This is a genomic window from Streptomyces spongiicola (assembly GCF_003122365.1).
In the GTDB taxonomy this organism is placed as follows: Bacteria; Actinomycetota; Actinomycetes; order Streptomycetales; family Streptomycetaceae; genus Streptomyces; species Streptomyces spongiicola.
Genome location: NZ_CP029254.1, coordinates 1,573,239 through 1,591,476, shown reverse-complemented (window position 1 = coordinate 1,591,476; position 18,238 = coordinate 1,573,239). Strand labels below are relative to the sequence as shown.

At 74.0% G+C, this 18,238-nt stretch carries 10 protein-coding genes; 4 read left to right on the top strand and 6 right to left on the bottom strand.

The window, feature by feature from the left end:
- Positions 1-89 precede the first annotated feature (89 nt).
- Complete coding sequence (locus DDQ41_RS06890) at positions 90-1,142, bottom strand: mechanosensitive ion channel family protein (RefSeq protein ID WP_109293683.1); 1,053 nt, start codon at positions 1,140-1,142, stop codon at positions 90-92.
- Between the two features lie 339 nt (positions 1,143-1,481).
- Between DDQ41_RS06890 and DDQ41_RS06885 the strand changes: the two genes are divergently transcribed.
- Positions 1,482-2,018, top strand: a complete 537-nt coding sequence (locus tag DDQ41_RS06885) for an HNH endonuclease (RefSeq protein WP_017944864.1) — start codon at positions 1,482-1,484, stop codon at positions 2,016-2,018.
- A gap of 268 nt (positions 2,019-2,286) precedes the next feature.
- Here DDQ41_RS06885 and DDQ41_RS06880 read toward each other — a convergent pair whose 3' ends face one another.
- Positions 2,287-5,211 (bottom strand): beta-N-acetylglucosaminidase domain-containing protein, encoded by a 2,925-nt coding sequence (locus tag DDQ41_RS06880; RefSeq protein ID WP_109293682.1) that lies wholly within the window; start codon positions 5,209-5,211, stop codon positions 2,287-2,289.
- Positions 5,212-5,465: 254 nt separating this feature from the next.
- On the opposite strand from DDQ41_RS06880, the gene DDQ41_RS06875 reads away from it, so the two are divergent.
- From DDQ41_RS06875 to DDQ41_RS06865, 3 genes are read left to right on the top strand one after another with little or no spacing between them, the layout of a single operon-like run.
- Positions 5,466-5,726: a hypothetical protein gene (locus DDQ41_RS06875; RefSeq protein ID WP_109293681.1), complete on the top strand. Its 261-nt coding sequence runs from the start codon at positions 5,466-5,468 to the stop codon at positions 5,724-5,726.
- Positions 5,727-7,985, top strand: a complete 2,259-nt coding sequence (gene malQ, locus DDQ41_RS06870) for a 4-alpha-glucanotransferase (RefSeq protein ID WP_109293680.1) — start codon at positions 5,727-5,729, stop codon at positions 7,983-7,985. It begins immediately after the preceding gene.
- A gap of 20 nt (positions 7,986-8,005) precedes the next feature.
- Positions 8,006-8,248 carry a hypothetical protein gene (locus DDQ41_RS06865; protein ID WP_109293679.1) on the top strand — a complete coding sequence of 81 codons (243 nt, stop codon included), beginning with the start codon at positions 8,006-8,008 and terminating at the stop codon, positions 8,246-8,248.
- A gap of 851 nt (positions 8,249-9,099) precedes the next feature.
- On the opposite strand, the gene DDQ41_RS06860 is transcribed toward DDQ41_RS06865, so the two are convergent.
- The 4 genes from DDQ41_RS06860 to DDQ41_RS06845 all read right to left on the bottom strand — a co-directional run bounded on the left by DDQ41_RS06860 (position 9,100) and on the right by DDQ41_RS06845 (position 18,025).
- A complete protein-coding gene (locus DDQ41_RS06860) occupies positions 9,100-10,353 on the bottom strand; it encodes a S8 family peptidase (protein WP_174720352.1) in 1,254 nt (417 codons plus the stop codon).
- A gap of 315 nt (positions 10,354-10,668) precedes the next feature.
- On the bottom strand, positions 10,669-13,239 hold the full coding sequence (pepN, locus tag DDQ41_RS06855; RefSeq protein WP_109293677.1) for an aminopeptidase N: 2,571 nt from the start codon (positions 13,237-13,239) through the stop codon (positions 10,669-10,671).
- Positions 13,240-13,459: 220 nt separating this feature from the next.
- Complete coding sequence (locus tag DDQ41_RS06850; RefSeq protein WP_109293676.1) at positions 13,460-14,488, bottom strand: aspartate-semialdehyde dehydrogenase; 1,029 nt, start codon at positions 14,486-14,488, stop codon at positions 13,460-13,462.
- Positions 14,489-14,692: 204 nt separating this feature from the next.
- A complete protein-coding gene (locus tag DDQ41_RS06845; protein ID WP_174720351.1) occupies positions 14,693-18,025 on the bottom strand; it encodes a S8 family serine peptidase in 3,333 nt (1,110 codons plus the stop codon).
- Between the last annotated feature and the right edge of the window lie 213 nt (positions 18,026-18,238).

Sequence of the window (18,238 nt, the reverse complement as noted above, 5' to 3'; positions counted from 1 at the left end):
GGTGGGTTCCCTGCTCCGGGCGGTATCGGGAGGCGGTGCCCCGGGATCCCGCGGGGGTCCCGGGGTGCCTGCCCGGTCCGGGCACGGCCCTACTTCGACAGCGGGGCCGGAGGGGAGATCGGGGACGCGGCCACCGACTGCGGCGACGTGGCGGAGGCGTAGGCGGACGGGGCCGCCATGCCGGCCGTCGGGTCGTGCGCGTCCTGCTCCCCGGCCTGCTGCGGCACTCCACCGATGATCCGCACCCCCGCCTCGTCGAAGGCGCGTTTGATGCGCCAGCGCAGCTCGCGCTCCACGCCCGGCGCCTTGCCCGGCATGGTCTTCGCGGACACGGAGATCGTCATCCGGTCGATCAGCACCTCGGTGAGGCCCAGCACCTCGACCGGACCCCACAGCCGCTCGTTCCAGGGCTCCTCCTTGGCCATCGCGGCGGCGGCCTCCTCGATGAGTTCGCGCACCCGGCCCAGGTCCTCGGACGGTGACACGTTCACCTCCACGGATGCCGTGGCCCAGCCCTGGCTCCGGTTGCCGATCCGCTTGATCTCGCCGTTGCGGACGTACCAGATCTCGCCGTCGTCTCCGCGCAGCTTCGTCACCCGCAGGCCCACCTCGATCACCTCGCCCGAGGCGACCCCCGCGTCGATCGCGTCGCCGACTCCGTACTGGTCCTCGAGGATCATGAAGACACCGGAGAGGAAGTCGGTGACCAGGTTTCGCGCGCCGAACCCGAGGGCCACGCCCGCCACGCCGGCGGAGGCGAGGAGCGGGGCCAGGTTGATGTTGAGGGCGCCGAGCACCATCAGACCCGCCGTGGCCAGGATCACGAACGACGCGACCGACCTCAGCACCGAGCCGATCGCCTCGGAGCGCTGTCTGCGCCGCTCGGCGTTGACCAGCAGACCGCCCAGCGCGGTGCCCTCCACGGCCTGCGCGCTGCGGTTCATCCGTTCTATGAGCTTGGTGAGCGCACGGCGGACGGCGATCCGCAACATGACCGCGATCACCACGATCAGCAGGATCCGCAGACCCACGTTCAGCCAGGTGGCCCAGTTCTGCTCCACCCATCCGGCGGCCTCGTTGGCCCGCTCTGCGGCCTCGTCGAGACTGACGGGCGGATCGGACGGATCGGCGGCCAGGAACACGGGGGAACCTCCGGGTGTGCGATCGGCGGACCATCCACACTATCGGCGCATACGACGTGCCTCCGGCGTTCTCCACAGGGGAGAGACGAGGCTCACCACAGGGAGGGAGACGAGGTTCACGACAGGGGGGAGGCGGGGCACGGCGCACGGGGGAGGCGGGGCACGGCGCACGGGGGAGGCGGGGCACGGCGCGGAGACCGCCCCGGTGTGGCCCAGCGCACACAAAATCCCTCCGGCCCGTTACGGGTACGTGGTGGCGCTTCGACCAGCCATGAGGAGAGACTGAGTACAGATCGTCCCGGCGCGAGCCACGCGCCGCCGGCGTACAAGGAGGCATCCGTGCCGCATGTCCTGGTCCTCAACGCGTCGTACGAGCCGCTCGGCGTCGTACCGCTCCGCCGCGCGCTCGTCCTCGTCCTCGAGAACAAGGCCGTCTGCCTCGAGGAGTCCGGCGCCTTCATGCACAGTGCGACCCGGGTGATCCCCGCGCCCAGCGTGGTCCGGCTCAAGCGTTTCGTCCGGGTCCCCTACCGGGGGCCCGTTCCTCTGACCCGTCGTGCGCTGTTCGCCCGCGACGGGGGCCGCTGCATGTACTGCGGTGGCGTCGCAACCAGCGTCGACCACGTCGTTCCGCGCAGTCGCGGCGGTCAGCACGTCTGGGACAACGTGGTGGCGGCGTGCCGCCGCTGCAACCACGTCAAGGCCGACCGGCACCTGCGTGAGCTGGGCTGGCGGCTGCGGCACCAACCCGCCCCGCCGAGCGGTCTCGCCTGGCGCATCATCGGCACCGGGCATAGGGACCCGCGCTGGCTGCCATATCTGCAGCCGTACGGCGCGGACGACGCGATGGCCCGGATCGACGGCATCTCCGCCTGAGGATCCGGGCCACTGTCGTGTGCGCGCGCTCCGGCCGCCGGGCGCGCGCCGCCGTCCGCACGCACCACGCCCACGGCGCCGAGCAGGTCGTCCGGCCGCCGGGCGCGCGCCGCCGTCCGGCTCCCTGCTCCTGGCTCCCGGCTCCCGGCTCCCGGCTCCCGGCTCCGCAGGGTGTTCCGGGCCCCGCAGGGTGTTCCGGCCCCGCCGGACGCCCGGGCCGCCGCCGGCAAGCTCGCCGGGTCGCCGGGTCGCCGGGTCGCCGGGGCGCTCAGCGCTCGCCGGCGGCCCGCTCCGACACCGCGTAGGCCTCGACCGACCACAGCGAGTAGCCGAAGCGCGTCGCCCGCGCGTCGCCCTGCACACGGACGAAACGAGTCCCCGGCGCGTCCAGGCGGACCGACTCGCGGCCGCCCCGGCCGTCGCGGACGGTCGAGGCCGTGCGCCAGGTGCGCCCGTCGCCCGAGACCTGGATGCGGTACCTCGACGCGTGCGCGTCCTGCCAGTGCAGGACCAGCTGGCCCAGCCGGACCGGCTCGGGAAGCTCCGCCTGCCACCAGGCGCCGTCCTCCGCGGGGGAGGACCAGCGGGTGCCGGGGTCGCCGTCCGTCGCGGCGGCCGCCGGGAAGTCGGGGGTCTCGTCGCCGGACGACGACGCCACGGCCGTACGGAGCAGATCGGGGCCGCCGGTCGCGGGGTAGGCCCGTACGGTCAGCGTGCTCTCCTCCCCGCCGAAGGCGAACGGCACCTCGTACTCGCCCGCCGGAGTCCCCGGCGGCACCGTCACCTCGACGGGCACGGCCGTACGCCGGCCGCGGGGCGCCCGCACCTCCTTCGGCACGGCCACCGTGATGCCCTTGGGAGCCTTGGCGGTGAGCGCGCCGCGCACCTCGTCGGGACGCTGGGCGTCGACATACGCCTCGGTGCGCTGCGGGCCGCCGCCGATCGGCGCGTCCAGCTCGTCCCGGCCGAGGGCGAGCCGGGCCCGGGGCTCGTCGGCGAACCACGGCACCAGCGCGTGCACGGCGGTCGCCGCCGGTGCCCCGGTGATGCGGAGGGCGTCCGCACGCAGTCCCCGCAGGCGGCTCTGGGTCCAGCCGGAGGCCGCGAGCCCGCCGAGCGTCTGCCAGCCCTGGCCCGGGACATGCGCCTCCAGCGTGCCCGCGGCGCCCTCCGGGCCGGGTTCGGTCATCGCGGTCACGGCCTCCACGGGCCGGGCGCGGTCCAGCCGGATCGTGTAGGTGTCGCCGCTACGGGCCGCCGGGCCCGGCCTGCGGTCGGCGCCCGTCCACGCCGCGGACTCCTTCGCCACCCGGTCGAGGAAGGGGTCGAGCACGCCCTTGCCGACGGTCACCTTCCCCCGGCCGATCTCGGTGCGCAGGGGGGCGAGCGCCAGCGACGTCCGCCAGGCCGTCTCGCCGTCGCCGCGCGCCTGGGTCTGCAGCATGTCGACGGCGAGTTCCCCCGCGGTGCCGTAGCGGGCCAGCTGGTCCAGCCAGGGGCCGACCTCGGCACCGAGCGGGGACAGCCGCTCCGGGGCCTCCCGCATCACGGTGAACGCCGCCCGCAGCCGCCGCGCCGCCTCGTCCCTGGCCTTGGCGTCGTCGGTGGTTCGCGAGCGCCAGAACTCGGCCATCAGGGGCTGGAGGTAGGCGGACTCGGTGGAGCCGAGGATGGACGAGGAGTGGTTCCCGGCGAGCGCGCCGAGCGCCTCCCTGGTCCCCGGGTCGCCGCCCGCGAGGTCGTCCACCGCCGCGCGCCAGGACTCCTGGGGCCGGTAGCCCTTCGGGTTCCAGGCGTAGTCGGCCGCCGTGAACAGCGGGATGCGGGACACGGTCGGCTGCTCCATGGCGTTGGCGAGCAGCGCGGCGGAACCGGAAGCGACGGCCGGCTCCCGTCCGGTGTAGGGCCCGAGGAAGATGCGGCCCTGCGCGTAGTCGTTGACGGGGTAGTTGTCCATGGTGACCATCGGGCGGCCGAACACCTGCCGGGCTCCGGCGAGTTCCCGCCCGGTGATGGTGCGGGGCACGACCCCCACCCCCGTCCAGGCGACCTGGACACCGGGTGCCAGCAGCTTGGCGAGCGCCGTGCGGTACTCGGTCGCGCCGTCCTGGTAGAACTCCGTGGGCATCACCGACAGCGGCTCCGCGCCGGGGTGGCGTTCGGCGAGGTGCCCGGCGATCTCCCCGGCGAGCCGCGCGTGCGCCCCGGCCGCGGCGTCCGGGCCGGAACCGAAGGTGTCGGGGTCCCGGTCGCAGTGCCACTCGCTGTAGCTGACGTCCTGGAACTGCAGTTGGAAGGCGCGCACACCCAGTGCCCACATGGCGTCGATCTTGCGCTTGAGTGCCTTCACGTCGTCGTCGGAGGCCAGGCACATGGACTGGGCGGGAGCGACGGCCCAGGCGAGTGTCACATGGTTGCGCCGGGCCCGCTCGGCCAGCTCGCGGAACTCGGCGCGCTGGGCGGCGGGGTACGGATCGCGCCAGCGGGCCTGCCGGAACACGTCGTCGCCCGGTGCGTAGAGATAGCGGTTCTGCTTGGTGCGGCCCATGAAGTCGAGCTGCGCCAGCCGCTGCTGATGACTCCACGGGCGGCCGTAGAAGCCCTCGGTCATCCCGCGTACGGCCGTGCCCGGCCAGTCCCGTACGGCCACCCCGGGCACGGTGCGGTCCACGACGAGCTGCCGCAGCGTCTGGGCCCCGTGGAACAGCCCGTCCGCGCCGACGCCGTCCACGGCGACGGTGTCGCGTCCGGCGACCCGCCCGGTGCCGATCCGGTAGCCGCCCCGGGGCAGGTCGGCGCGTTCCGGTACGCGCAGGGCGCGCAGCGCCTCGAGTGCTCCGGTTCCGCCGAGGTGGAGCAGCGTGCCTCGGCCGGGCAGCTCCGTGTGGACGGTCCGCACCCCGGCGGCGCGCAGCGACCCGCGTACGGTCTCGACGGCGTACGGGTCGGCGTCCGGGGCCGCCAGCAGCGTGACGTCCTCACCCAGCGGCACGGCGGGGCCGGTGGCCTTGAGGGTATGGGGGCGGGGCCAGACCCGCGGTGGCGTTCCCGCGGCCTCCCGGTCGGGGGTGGCCGTGCTGGCGGAGCCCGGTACCTCCGGCGCGGCGAGGGCCCCGGGAGCCGTCCCGAGCAGCCCGCCGATCACGGCGACGGCGACGGCGGTCGCCGTCTGCTTCCTGCGCCCGAACCGCACGTCCGGTCTCCCCTCGACTCCCGTGCCCCCGTGAACCGGAACCGAGCCCACCACCGCTGCGGTGAAGGTGTCAATGCGGCTGACGGTTGTGTCGTATTTGCCCATCGGCGCGCGAGAGTCGCGACCGCCCCGTCCAACTCCCCCGCGTGAAGCAGAATGTGACACGGAACACGTTGACGAGAGGTGTACGTCTGCGGCCGTGCCCAGTGGGTAGGCCTGCCAATGTCCTGTCGCCCAGCACGAGGAGGCCCTCCGTGGCCGCACCCGCACAGCTTCTGCTCCCCGCCCTGTCCAAACAGGTTCCCGGCCCGCTGACCAGCGAGCCGCCGCTGACCTCCGTACCGCCCCTGGCCGGCGGGGCCCCGCTCCCCGACGCAGGTCCGCTCACCAGCGAGCCGCCGCTCGCCGCCGCACCGCCGCTCACCAGCGAGCCCCCTCTCGTGGACGCCGCCCCCCTCACCAGCGAACCCACCGCCACCGGCGACGCCGGAGGCTCGGAGTCCCCGGGAGTCTGAATGGGCCTGGCCCGGCTCGCCGCGCTGCACGGTGTCGCCACCACGTACTCGCCCTCGGCGGGCGTCACCGTACCCGTCCCCGACTCCACGGTCGTCGCGGTGCTCGCCGCTCTCGATGTGGACGCCGCCACACCGGAAGCGGTCCGTGCCGCCCTCGCGGCGGCCGAATCCACCGCCGAGGAGCGGCTGCTCCCGCCGACCGTGGTCGCGTGGCTCCCCGCCACCGGGCCGCCCCCCGTCGCCGTCCCGCCCGGCTCCCGGGTGCGTGTGGACCTGGAGGGCGGCGGCCGGCTGGAATGGCGGGAACACGTTCCCCACGTACCCGCGGTGCAGTCCGGCGGCACGTCGGCCGGGGACGGTCCGGCCTCCACCGGGGACCGTGCCGCCTCCGCCCCGGACCGTCCGGCCTCCGCCCCGGACCGTCCGGCCTCCGCGGGGGACCGTGCCGCCTCCGCCGGGGGCGGCCCACCCGCCGCGCACCGCTGGGCGGAACTGCCCGCCGGGGTGCACCGGCTGACCGTGCGGACGAGCGGCGGACGCACCGGCAGTGCCGCGCTCGTCGTCGCACCCGAGGCCGTGGACCAGCCCGCCGGGCGGGTCCACGGCTTCCTGGTGCAGCTGTACTCCCTGCTGTCCGGCCGTTCCTGGGGCATGGGCGACCTCGGGGACCTCGCCGAGCTAGCGTCCTGGGCCGGCCGCGCCCTCGGATCGGGATTCGTACAGGTCAACCCGCTGCACGCGGCCGTGCCCGGCGATCCGACCGACCCGTCCCCCTACCGCCCCTCCTCGCGCCGGTTCCCCGACCCCGTGCATCTGCGGATCGAGGACATCCCCGAGTACGCGTACGTCACCGGACAGGACCGCCACCGGCTTGACGCCGTCCTGGAGCAGGCCGCCGAACTGCGCGCCTCGGTCCTGGAGAAGGGCGCGCTGATCGACCGCGACGCCGTCTGGCGGCTCAAGGTCCGGGCGCTGGAACTGGTGGTGCGGGTCCCCCTCGGCCCCGGCCGCCGGGCCGCGTACTGCGCCTATCTGGCCGAGCGGGGCCGGGCGCTGGACGACCACGCCACCTGGTGCGCCTTCGCCGAGGTCCACGGCTCCGACTGGCACGCCTGGCCCGAGGGCCTGCGCGACCCGCGCTCCCCGGAGACGGCCCGAGCCCGCGGCGACCTCATGGACCGCGTCGACTTCCACTGCCGGCTCGCCTGGCTGACCGACGAGCAGCTGGCGGCGGCCGCGGCGGCGGCCCGCGGCGCCCGGATGGCCGTCGGGATCGTGCACGACCTCGCCGTCGGCGTGCACCCGGACGGCGCGGACGCCTGGGCCCAGCAGGACGCCTTCGCCGCGGGCATGTCGGTGGGCGCCCCGCCCGACGCGTTCAACGCCCGCGGCCAGGACTGGGGCCTGCCGCCCTGGCGGCCCGACGTGCTCGCCGCCTCGGGCTACGCCCCCTTCCGGGGGCTGCTGCGCGGACTCCTGCGGCATGCCGGCGCGCTGCGCCTCGACCATGTCATGGGCCTGTTCCGGCTCTGGTGGGTCCCCCTCGGCGCCCAGCCCACCGAGGGCACATACGTCCGCTACGACGCCGAGGCGATGCTCGCCGTCCTGGTGCTGGAGGCCGGCCGCGCCGGGGCGGTCGTCATAGGGGAGGACCTCGGCACCGTCGAGCCCGGGGTCCGCGAGGCCCTGTCGCGCCGGGGAGTGCTCGGCACCTCCGTCCTCTGGTTCGAGCGCGACTGGGCCGGCAGCGGCCGGCCGCTGCCGCCCGAGGACTGGCGCCGGGGCTGCGTGGCCACCGCCACCACCCACGACCTGCCGTCCACCGCGGCCCGCCTCACGGGCGAGCACGTGGCGCTGCGCCACCGGCTGGGCCTGCTCACCCGGCCGCTGGACAGGGAGCGCTGGGAGGACTCCGCCGAGGTGGCCGAATGGCGCGCCTGCCTGGCCCGGCTCGGCCTGCTGCCGGAGGGCACCCGCGACGAGGAGGGCGGGATCCGCGCCGTGTACCGGTTCCTGCTCCGGACCCCGGCCCGGATGGTCGGCGTCTGGCTGCCGGACGCCGTGGGGGACCGCCGTCCGCAGAACCTGCCCGGAACCTGGGACCAGTACCCGAACTGGCGGCTGCCCGTCGCGGACGCCGCCGGCCGCCCGATGACCCTGGACGACCTGGCCGCCTCGCCGAGGCTGCACGCGCTCATGGACGTGTTCCGGCCCGGGCCCGCACCCCGTACCGGCACCCCGGGCGCGCGGCCGTCCTAGCCGTTCGCTACGTTTGCACCGTGGACAAGAAGAACGCCCTGCGCACCGGCGCCGTCGCGGCCGGTACGACGCTGATGATGCTGCTCATGTCGTCCCCCGCGGTCGCGCTGACCCGCGACGACGGCGACCACCCGGGCACCGGCCTGAGCGTGGCCGGGACGCTCGGCCTGTTCGTCGTGGCCCCGATTGCGCTGTTCGTGCTGATCGCGGGCCTGGTGATGGTCCTCGACAAGTCCGACCGGCCCGGCGGGAAGCAGGCCTGACCCTCCGGCGCGGGGCCCGGGACGGCGGTCCCGCGGGCGCGGCGCCGCACCACGGTGTGCCGCGAGGGCGCCGCACGGTACCCACACCGTGCGGCGCCCTCGCGCGTTCCCGCGGAGGCGGCCGGCCCCCCCGCCTCCGACCCCCGCCTCCGCCCCCCTGCTTCCGGCCCCCGCCTCCGACTCCCCGCCTCCGGGCGCTCGCCGACGGGTCCGGCCCGGTCGGCCCGGTCGGCCCGGCCCGGTCGGCCCGGCCCGGTCGGCCCGGTCGGCTCGGCCCGGCCGGTCCGAACGGTCTGGCTCAGCACGGCCCCGTGACCGCCCGGCGGCGGCCCGCCCAGCTCGCCCCCGCCACCGCCTGCCCGCCCTCGCCACCGGCTCGCCTCACCCCGACTCCGCGCGCCCGCCCCGCCGGGCGCGCCGAGGCCGCCGCCGGGCGTCGCCGTGAGCCGTGAGCCGTGAGGCATGAGGCGCGGTCGGGTGCCACCGGCCCGCCCCGCTCCCCGATACCTTTCTCGCGGCCCCGAAACGGGGCGCCTGGCCTCCGGGCCCGGTATGGCTGTCTGCCCCCTGTCGAAGGGATGACCCGGGGGTGTTGCCGCCGGGTCCTGGGGCACCGCTTGACCGCCGATGAGGGGACTGACGACCGCCCGGCCCGGCGCGACGCCGGCCCTGCCGACCACCGGCCCGCCCATCAGCCACCCGACCCGCCAGGAACATCCCGCTTCGCGAAGCGTTCCCGAAAACCGGCATCAACCCCTACGAATCAACCCCACCGAGGTTGACGAAACAGATAGGGGCACCCCCCTGCCGCGGGGCGGCGGCCCCGCGGCAGGGGACGGCGGGCGCACGGGTCACAGCCCGCCGGTGAAGAGGAGCCGGTTCGGAGACCCCTGGGAGATGTTCCTCACGGCGTTCTTCGTGGACTGGGCGACGAGCCAGTCGGCGACCTCCTGGGGGCTCGCCGCGGGATGTGCCGCCTTGTAGAGCGCGGCGACGCCGGACACGTGCGGCGCGGCCATCGAGGTGCCGTTCATCGACGTGGCGCCACCGCCCATCCGGGCGGAGGTGATGTCGCTGCCCGGGGCGTACAGCCGCAGGCACCGGCCGTAGTTGCTGTATCCGGTCTCGGCGTCCGACGTGTCGGTCGCACCGACGGTCATGACGTCGGGAGCGCTCGCGGGCGAGACCCCGCACGCGTCCTGCGCGGAGTTGCCCGCCGCGACGACCGGCAGCACCCCGCTGTCGAAGACGGCCCGGGCGGCGGCGTTGGCGGAGGGGGACGGGGGGCCTCCGAGGGAGGCGTTCAGGACGGCGGGGTGCCGGGCGTTCTTCGCCACCCAGTCGAGGCCCGCGATGATTCCGGACCAGGCCCCCTCACCCGCGCAGTCGAGCACCCGGACGCTGACCACATGGGCCTGTGGAGCCACCCCGTACTCCGTCCCCGCCACCGTCCCCGCGACATGGGTGCCGTGGCCCTCGCAGTCCCGGCCGCGGCGGCCGTCGCCGACGGCGTCGAAACCGGACACCGCGCGGCCGCCGAACTCGCTGTGACCGTAGTCGATCCCGGTGTCGACGATGTAGACGGTGACGCCCCAGCCCTTCGACGCCGCGGTGAACCGCCCGTCCAGCGGCAGGGCCCGCTGGTCCGCGCGGTCGAGTCCCCAGCTCGCGGCCTGCCGGCGGAGCATCCCGGCACCGCCCCGGTCCGGGAGCCGGTCCGGGAGCCGGTCGGGGAGCCGGTCCGCGGACGGGACACGCGGCTCCGGGGGGAGCCGGCGCGCGAAGACCCGCGCGTCCTCCTCGACGGCCACCACGCCCGGTGCGAGCCGCAGGGTGTCGAGCTGGGCCGCGTTCAGCGTCGCGGAGAACCCGCGCATGGCCCGGTTGTAGGTGTACCTGCGCTTCACACCCGCGTCCCGGGCGACCGCGGCCGGGTCGGCGCCTTCCCGGAGGGAGACGATGTAGCTGCCCTTCACCGGCTGGGACGACCGGTACAGCGGGGCGGGGGCCGGCCCTTCCGTATCCGCCTCCGCCGCCGCTCCGGGGGCCGCCGCGGCCACGGCGAGCAGCAGTGCGGTGACGGCGCGGCGCGCGAACAGTCGCATGGACACTCCCATCCGGTCGACGATGATCACATCACCGTTTCTCGACCCGGCCGCGCCCCCGCTTGAGTCCTTGTCAGCCGATCGCCCGTCCGGGGGCACGGATCTCCCCCGACTGCCGGGGCCGCGGCGCCGAACAGGTCCCGGTCGCGCACGGGCCGCCGGCGGATGGCCACACGCGGCACGGGCCGCCCGCGGATGGCCACACGCGGCACGGGCCGCTCGCGGGGCCCGGCGGGCATGCGCGGGGGCGCCCCGGAACCATCGCGGGTCCGGGGCGCCCTCATACGCGCCGTACGGGGCTCGCGGCCCCGCGGGTCAGGACGCCGCCGCGTCCGCCGCCCGGGCCTTCAGGGCCCGCTCGACACCGGCGCGGGACTCGAGTACGAGCCGGCGCAGCGCCGCGTTCGGGCCGGCCGAGTCCAGCCATCCGTCCGTCGCGTCCAGCGTCTGGCCCGACACCTGGAGCGCCGGGTAGAGGCCCACCGCGATCTGCTGGGCGATCTCGTGGGAACGCGACTCCCATACGCCCTTGACCGCCGCGAAGTACTTCTCCGTGTACGGGGCGAGCAGCTCGCGCTGGTCGGTCTGGACGAACCCGCCGATGACCGCCTCCTGCACCGCGTTCGGCAGCTCGCCGGACCCGACGACCGACTCCCAGGCCTCGGCCTTGGCCTCCGGCGTCGGACGGGCCGCCCGGGCCGTCGCCGCGTGCCGCTCACCGGCGGCCGTGCGGTCCCGCTCCAGCTCGGCGGCGATCTCCTCCTCGTCGTAGACCCCGGTCGCCGCCAGCCGCTCCACGAACGCCCAGCGCAGTTCCGTGTCCACGGCCAGGCCCTCGACCGAGTCCCGGTCCTCCAGCAGCGCCTGGAGCAGGTCCAGCTGCTGCGGGGTGCGGGCGGTCGCCGCGAACGCCCGCGCCCACGCCAGCTGGTGGTCGCTGCCCGGGTCCGCCGCGCGCAGATGCGCCAGCGTCGCGTCGGTCCACCGGGTCAGCCCCGTCTCGCGCCACTGAGGTGCCGCGTACAGGTCGAGGGCGAGCTTCACCTGCCGGTGCAGCGACTGCACCACGCCGATGTCCGACTCCCTGCCGATGCCCGACAGCACCAGCGACAGGTAGTCGCGGGCGGGCAGCTCGCCGTCGCGGGTCATGTCCCACGCCGACGCCCAGCACAGCGCCCGCGGCAGCGAGTCGGTGAAGTCGCCCAGGTGCTCGGTGACGGTCCTGAGCGACTCCTCGTCGAGACGGACCTTGGTGTACGTCAGGTCGTCGTCGTTGAGCAGCACCACCGCCGGACGGGGCTTGCCCACGAGTTCGGGCACGGCGGTGAACTCGCCGTCGACGTCCAGCTCGACGCGGTGGGTGCGCACCAGCCGCCCGGCCCCGTCCAGGTCGTAGGCGCCGATGGCGATGCGGTGCGGGCGCAGCACCGGCTCGCCCTTCGCGCCCGCCGGCAGCGCCGGGGCCTCCTGCTTCACCGCGAAGGAGGTGATCGTCCCGGCCGCGTCGGTGTCCACCACCGGCCGCAGGACGTTGATGCCGGCGGTCTCCAGCCAGGCCCCGGACCAGGTCTTCAGATCGCGTCCGCTGGTCTCCTCCAGCGCGGTCAGCAGATCGGTCAGCCGGGTGTTGCCGAAGGCGTGCCGCTTGAAGTAGGCCTGTACGCCGCGGAAGAACTCGTCGGTGCCGACGTAGGCGACGAGCTGCTTCAGCACCGAGGCGCCCTTGGCGTAGGTGATCCCGTCGAAGTTGACGAGCACGTCGTCCAGGTCGCCGATCTCGGCCATGATCGGGTGCGTGGACGGGAGCTGGTCCTGCCGGTACGCCCAGGTCTTCATCGAGTTGGCGAACGTCGTCCACGCGTGCGGCCACTTCGAGCCGGGCGCGTGCGCCTGGCAGGCCACCGACGTGTAGGTGGCGAACGACTCGTTGAGCCACAGGTCGTTCCACCACTCCATGGTGACCAGGTCGCCGAACCACATGTGCGCCAGCTCGTGCAGGATGGTCTCGGCGCGCGTCTCGTACGCCGCGTCCGTCACCTTCGAGCGGAACACGTACTGGTCGCGGATGGTCACCGCGCCCGCGTTCTCCATCGCGCCCGCGTTGAACTCGGGTACGAAGAGCTGGTCGTACTTGGCGAACGGGTAGGCGTAGTCGAACTTCTCCTGGAACCAGTCGAAGCCCTGCCGGGTGACCTCGAAGATCGCGTCGGCGTCCAGGAACTCGGCCAGCGACGGGCGGCAGTAGATGCCGAGCGGGACGCTCTGCCCGTCCTTCTCGTAGGAGCTGTGGACGGAGTGGTACGGGCCGACGATCAGGGCGGTGATGTACGTGGAGATCCGCGGGGTCGGCTCGAAGTGCCAGACGTTGTCCCTGGGCTCCGGAGTCGGCGAGTTGGAGACCACGCTCCAGCCCTCCGGCGCCCTCACGGTGAACCGGAACGTGGCCTTCAGGTCGGGCTGCTCGAAGTTGGCGAACACCCGGCGGGCGTCCGGAACCTCGAACTGGGTGTAGAGGTAGGCCTGCCGGTCCACCGGGTCGACGAACCGGTGCAGGCCCTCGCCCGTGTTGGTGTACGCGCAGTCCGCGACGACGGTCAGCTCGTTCGGGCCCTCGTGAAGATGCCGCAGGGCGATCCGCGAGTCCCGGAAGACCGCGGCCACGTCCTGGGGCCGGCCGTTCAGCACGACCTCGTGCACCGCGGGGGCCACCAGGTCGATGAAGGTCTCCGCGCCGTGCTCGGCGGAGTCGAAGCGCACGGTGGTCGCGGACCGGTAGGTGCCGCCCTCCTGCGCCCCGGTGAGATCGAGGTCGATCTCGTACGAGTCAACGGTGATCAGGCGCGCCCGCGCCTGTGCCTCTTCGCGGGTCAGGTTTGTGCCAGGCACCCGGTCATCTCCTCGTTTCTGCGTCCTCGGTATGCGACGTTCCGGCTCATCCTTCCACGGGCCACCCGCGGCCCGCCCGTCCCCCGGGGCACCCTCCCCGGGGCGGACTCCCCGGGCGGGAGACGGGGGGCGTACGACGGTGGGGCGGGGGGCGCACGACGGCGGGGCGGGGTCCCGTGCGCCCGGCACGCGACCCCGCCCCGCGGTGGCCCCGGGCGGATCAGCCCCTGAGTTCGTCCGCCACCAGTTCGGCGATCTGGACGGCGTTCAGCGCGGCGCCCTTGCGCAGGTTGTCGTTCGAGACGAACAGGGCGAGACCGTTCTCGACGGTCTCGTCGGCCCGGATGCGGCCCACGTAGGAGGCGTCCCTGCCCGCGGCCTGCAGCGGGGTCGGGATGTCGGACAGCTCGACGCCCTCCGCGTCCGCCAGCAGCGCCTGGGCCCGCTCCACGCTCAGCGGACGCTCGAAGCGCGCGTTGACCTGCAGCGAGTGCCCGGAGAAGACGGGTACGCGGACGCAGGTGCCGGAGACCCTGAGGTCCGGGATCTCCAGGATCTTGCGGGACTCGTGGCGGAGCTTCTGCTCCTCGTCGGTCTCGTGGGAGCCGTCGTCGACGATCGAACCGGCCAGCGGCAGCACGTTGAAGGCGATGGGGCGCTGGTAGACACCCGGCTCCGGGTAGACGACGGCCTCCCCGTCGTGGGTCAGCTCGGCGGCCCGCTCGGCGACGGCCTTCACCTGGCCGTCGAGTTCGGCGACGCCGGCCAGGCCCGAGCCGGACACCGCCTGGTAGGTGGTGGCGACGAGCGCGGTGAGCCCGGCCTCCCGGTGGAGCGGCTTCAGCACGGGCATCGCGGCCATGGTGGTGCAGTTCGGGTTGGCGATGATCCCCTTCGGGCGGTCCTTGACCGCGTGCGGGTTCACCTCGGAGACGACCAGCGGCACCTCGGGGTCCCGGCGCCAGGCGGAGGAGTTGTCGATCACGACGGCACCCTGGGCGGCCACCTTCCCGGCGAGCGCCCGGGAGGTCGCGCCGCCGGCCGAGAAGAGCACGATGTCCAGGCCGGAGTAGTCGGCGGTGGCGGCGTCCTCGACGGTGATCTCCCGGCCCTGCCACTCGATCACGGACCCCGCGGACCGGGCGGAGGCGAACAGCCGGAGCTCGTCGGCCGGGAACTTCCGCTCGGCGAGGATCCTGCGCATGACCGTGCCGACCTGCCCGGTGGCTCCGACGATTCCGACCTTCACGGGGACTCCTCCGTACGCTTGTGCAGCCTGCATGGCCTGCATGGCCTGGGTGCCTTCCATGATGCGTCTGTCCACGGCCGTTTTGTCCAATCCATTGTCCGAGGGGCGGGACGCATGGCCTTGCTCACACACGCAGGGCCGCACACACGCACGGAGGGCGGGCGCCCGGCCGGACGCCCGCCCCCCCGTGACCGGGTCAGACCGCTACGGGACGACCTTCTCGATCACCACGCTGCCGGTGCCCGCGGCGGTGCCGCGCGCGTTCACCAGCCGGACCTCGCCGAAGAAGCGGCGGCCCTCGGGCGCGGCACCGGCCACCTTCACCTCGGCGGAGACCTGCGCGCTCGCGCCGTTGGCCAGCGAGACCGTCTTCGACTCGTCGACCTCGACGGTGCCGAGCGCCGACGAGAAGTACACGTCCTTGTAGTCGTACGTGGTGCCGCCGGGCGCCACCGCGTAGCCGTCGACGAGGATCGTGTAGGTGCCCGCGGCCGGGTTGGTCAGAGACACCGACTCCTCGGAGTCGCCGTCCGCGGACTGGCCGACGAGGCGGCCGTCCTTGAGGACCGCGAGGTCCAGGTCGGCACCCTTGTCGGAGGTGTTCCCGATGACCACGTCCAGCCGCTCGACGCCGGCGCCGATGGTGACCGTGGACACCTGGCGCTCGTCCTGCGCGATGGTCGGCGCCGCCGTCTTCGCGGAGCCGAGCGAGCCGCCCTTCAGCCTGCCCTCCAGCGCGGCGGCGTCATTGGTGACCCGCCAGTCGACCTCCGCAGGCGTGCCGACCTCCGCCTCCGGCAGGGTCTTCACCGCCGGGTCGAAGGTGGCGCCGAGCAGCGTGACGTCCAGCGTGAACGGGTTGTCCAGCACCGGGGAGGTGCGCCGCGACTCGACCTCGATCTCCCAGACGCCCGGCTGCGGGTCGGCGTAGGAGCGCGCGTCCGGGCGGCAGGTGTTGGCCGGGTTGACGTAGTTCGCGTAGCAGACGGTGGACGCGGTGCTCTCGACGGCCACGCCGTAGGGGTGGATCGAGATGAACCGGGTCTGGCTGCCCGCGGCGAGACCGCCGAGCGCGACCTCCAGCGTCCTGGTGCCCTCCGGCACCGTGACGAAGTGGGACGTGAAGCCGTTGCGCTGCACCGACCCCTTGGCGGAGTGGGAGTAGCCGGGCTTCACCAGTTCGCTGGAGGCGACCACGGTGGTGAGGATCTGCTTGTCGACGCCTTCGGTGCGCTCGTCGTCCAGCTCCAGGATGGCGCTGTGCACGCCGGTGGAGCCGGCCTTGGCCTGCACCTTCACCGTGACCGGCCGGTTCAGCGGCAGGTCCACCTCGTCGTCGCCGACGATGCGGAACGTGCCGTCGTTGTTGCGCAGGTCCAGCTCGTGCTCGATCGGCCGGTTCGGGCCGCTCGTGCGCGTGATGGTGACGTCGTACGTCCTGCGCTGGCCGGGCTTCAGCCCGCCGTCGCGGTCGTAGACGCCGGCGCCGAAGCCCGCCTCCGGCTTCAGCAGGTGGTCGAGCGCGGTGTCGACCGGTGCCTTCACTGTGTACGAGTGGGCGGTGGCGCCGTCCCGGATGGACTCCCACGCCTCCTCGACGTCGATCAGGCCCGCGCCCTGCTCGTGTGCCTTCACCCCGGCGATCCGCTTGGCGGTGCTGGTCAGCGCGGTCCGCAGGGTGAGCGGGGAGAGTTCCAGGCGACGCTGCTTGGCGGCGGAGATGAGCAGCGCGCTGGCGCCCGTCGCCTGCGGCGCGGACATCGAGGTGCCGTTCAGCATGCCGTAGCCCGCAGGCAGGCTGTAGCCGGCCTCGGGCACCGGGGCGCCCGCCTGCCAGGTCGGGATCGTGTTGACCGACGCGCCGGGTGCGGTGATCGTCGGCGTGAAGCCGCCGTTCTCCGTCGGGCCGCGGGAGGAGAAGTTGAACATGTTGTACCGCTTCGCGACCTGCGAGCCGTAGTTGGCGGCCCAGGTGCTGCGGGAGACGGCCGCGCCGACCGAGACGACCTTGTTGGCCAGGGCCGGGTCGCCGATCGTGTTGACGCCGGGGCCCGAGTTGCCGGCCGAGATGACCAGCTGGACGCCGTAGGTGTCGATCAGGCGGTTGTAGAGCAGGGCGCGCGCGTTGTCGGCGTCGTCGCCGCGCTCGCTGTCGTCGTAGTTCAGCGCGGGCAGACCGCCGATGGACATGTTGACGATGTCCACACCGCGGTTGACGACCAGGTCCCGCATGCCCTCGAGCAGCGCGATGTTGGTGCAGCCGCCGCTCCAGGTGCAGGCGCGCGACGAGACCAGCTTGGCGCCGGGCGCCGCACCGCTCATCCGGCCGCCGAAGAGGCCGTTGGCGGCGGCGATACCGGCCACATGGGTGCCGTGCGAGCCCTCGACGACGCCGATGTTGACGTAGTCGGAGAACTTCCCGGCCTCGAACTCGACGTCCTTGCGGATCTCCACCACGAACGGGATGCGCTCGGCGATCTCGGTGGCGGGGTCGTCGGTGCCGAAGTAGCCGAACCGGTGGCCGTCCTTGTACGGCTTCATCGCGACTTCGTCGGTGAAGTCGGCGTCGTCGTCCAGGTCCACGCGGACCGTACCGGCGGCGGCGTCGTACAGGACGCCCCACTTGTCGGTGGTGTCGCCGTCGCGGTTCAGGTCCCCGGCCATGTCGCCGCCGAGGGTGGCCCGCTCCTCGAAGACGCTGAACCGGTGCTCGCCGGCCGGCGCCTTCCAGCTGCGGTCGCCCACGGTGAACACGGGACCGGTCACGCCGGTGTCCATCCGCCGCCAGGTGCCGTCGCCGTCCGTGGCCGGGTCGGTCGCGGTCACCCAGTCGACGATCTTGCGCTCGCCGGTGGTGGTCTTCTGCAGGGCCGGGTGGCCGAGGTCGATCCCGGAGTCGAGGATGCCGATGGTCACACCGCGGCCGTCGGCCCGCGGGTGGTCCTCGACGAACTCCACGGCACCCGTCTCGTGGGACGGGTTGTACGGGTTCTTCGCCTTGGTCTTCCTGCCCGGCCCCGGGTAGGCGGCCGATGCCGAGGCGGCGGAAGCGGTACCCCTGGCGCCCGCGTCCGGCCTCGGATCGTCCAGCCTGATCTCGCGCTGGAGGTCCATCCCCTGGACCGTGTCGAGTTCACCGGCCTTGCCGAGGGCGCTCTTCGCCCTGCCGGTGGGGAGCGTGGCCCGCACGTAGCCGAGCTTGTCGTCCCGCTGGCCGACGACGGCGCCGGCGACGGCGCCCAGCTGACCGGCGACCTGCCCGGTCTGGCCGGGAACGGTGGCGACCATCACGGTGACGGTCTTCTGGCCCTTCGCCTCGGCTTCGGCGAGGAGCCGGGCATCGGCCTCGCCGAGCTTGTCGGCGGGCGGCTCGGCGCTCTTGACCGGGCCGCGGGCCGGAGGATCGTCCACCGAGGTGGCCGCGAAGGCGGGGGCGGCGCCGGTGGCCACCAGCGCGGCCACGAGGCCTGCGGCGGCGGCGACCCGTGCCACACGTCTGGGCCCGGGTATGGAGCCCTGGGACTCGAGGGTTGTCATCAGCATCCCTGTTTTGTGAAAGAGGGGTCCGGTATCCGGTACCGGATGACCGCTCAGCCTTTCGCAAGTGACACAGGTTTGTGGAGAGTTGACGGAGGCGGGATACGGTCCTGGCGGACATCCGCCAGTGGCGGAACGCGCCCCACGGGATGCAAACAGGCGGATATCCGGTCGTTCGCGCGCGCCGGGCCGTTCGGCAGCGGACGACGATCC

Bases quoted from the DNA above. Each gene is read 5' to 3' on its own strand.
- malQ (WP_109293680.1), top strand. From the start codon at position 5,727: ATGGGCCTGGCCCGGCTCGCCGCGCTGCACGGTGTCGCCACCACGTAC.
- DDQ41_RS06860 (WP_174720352.1), bottom strand. From the start codon at position 10,353: ATGCGACTGTTCGCGCGCCGCGCCGTCACCGCACTGCTGCTCGCCGTG.
- DDQ41_RS06845 (WP_174720351.1), bottom strand. From the start codon at position 18,025: ATGACAACCCTCGAGTCCCAGGGCTCCATACCCGGGCCCAGACGTGTG.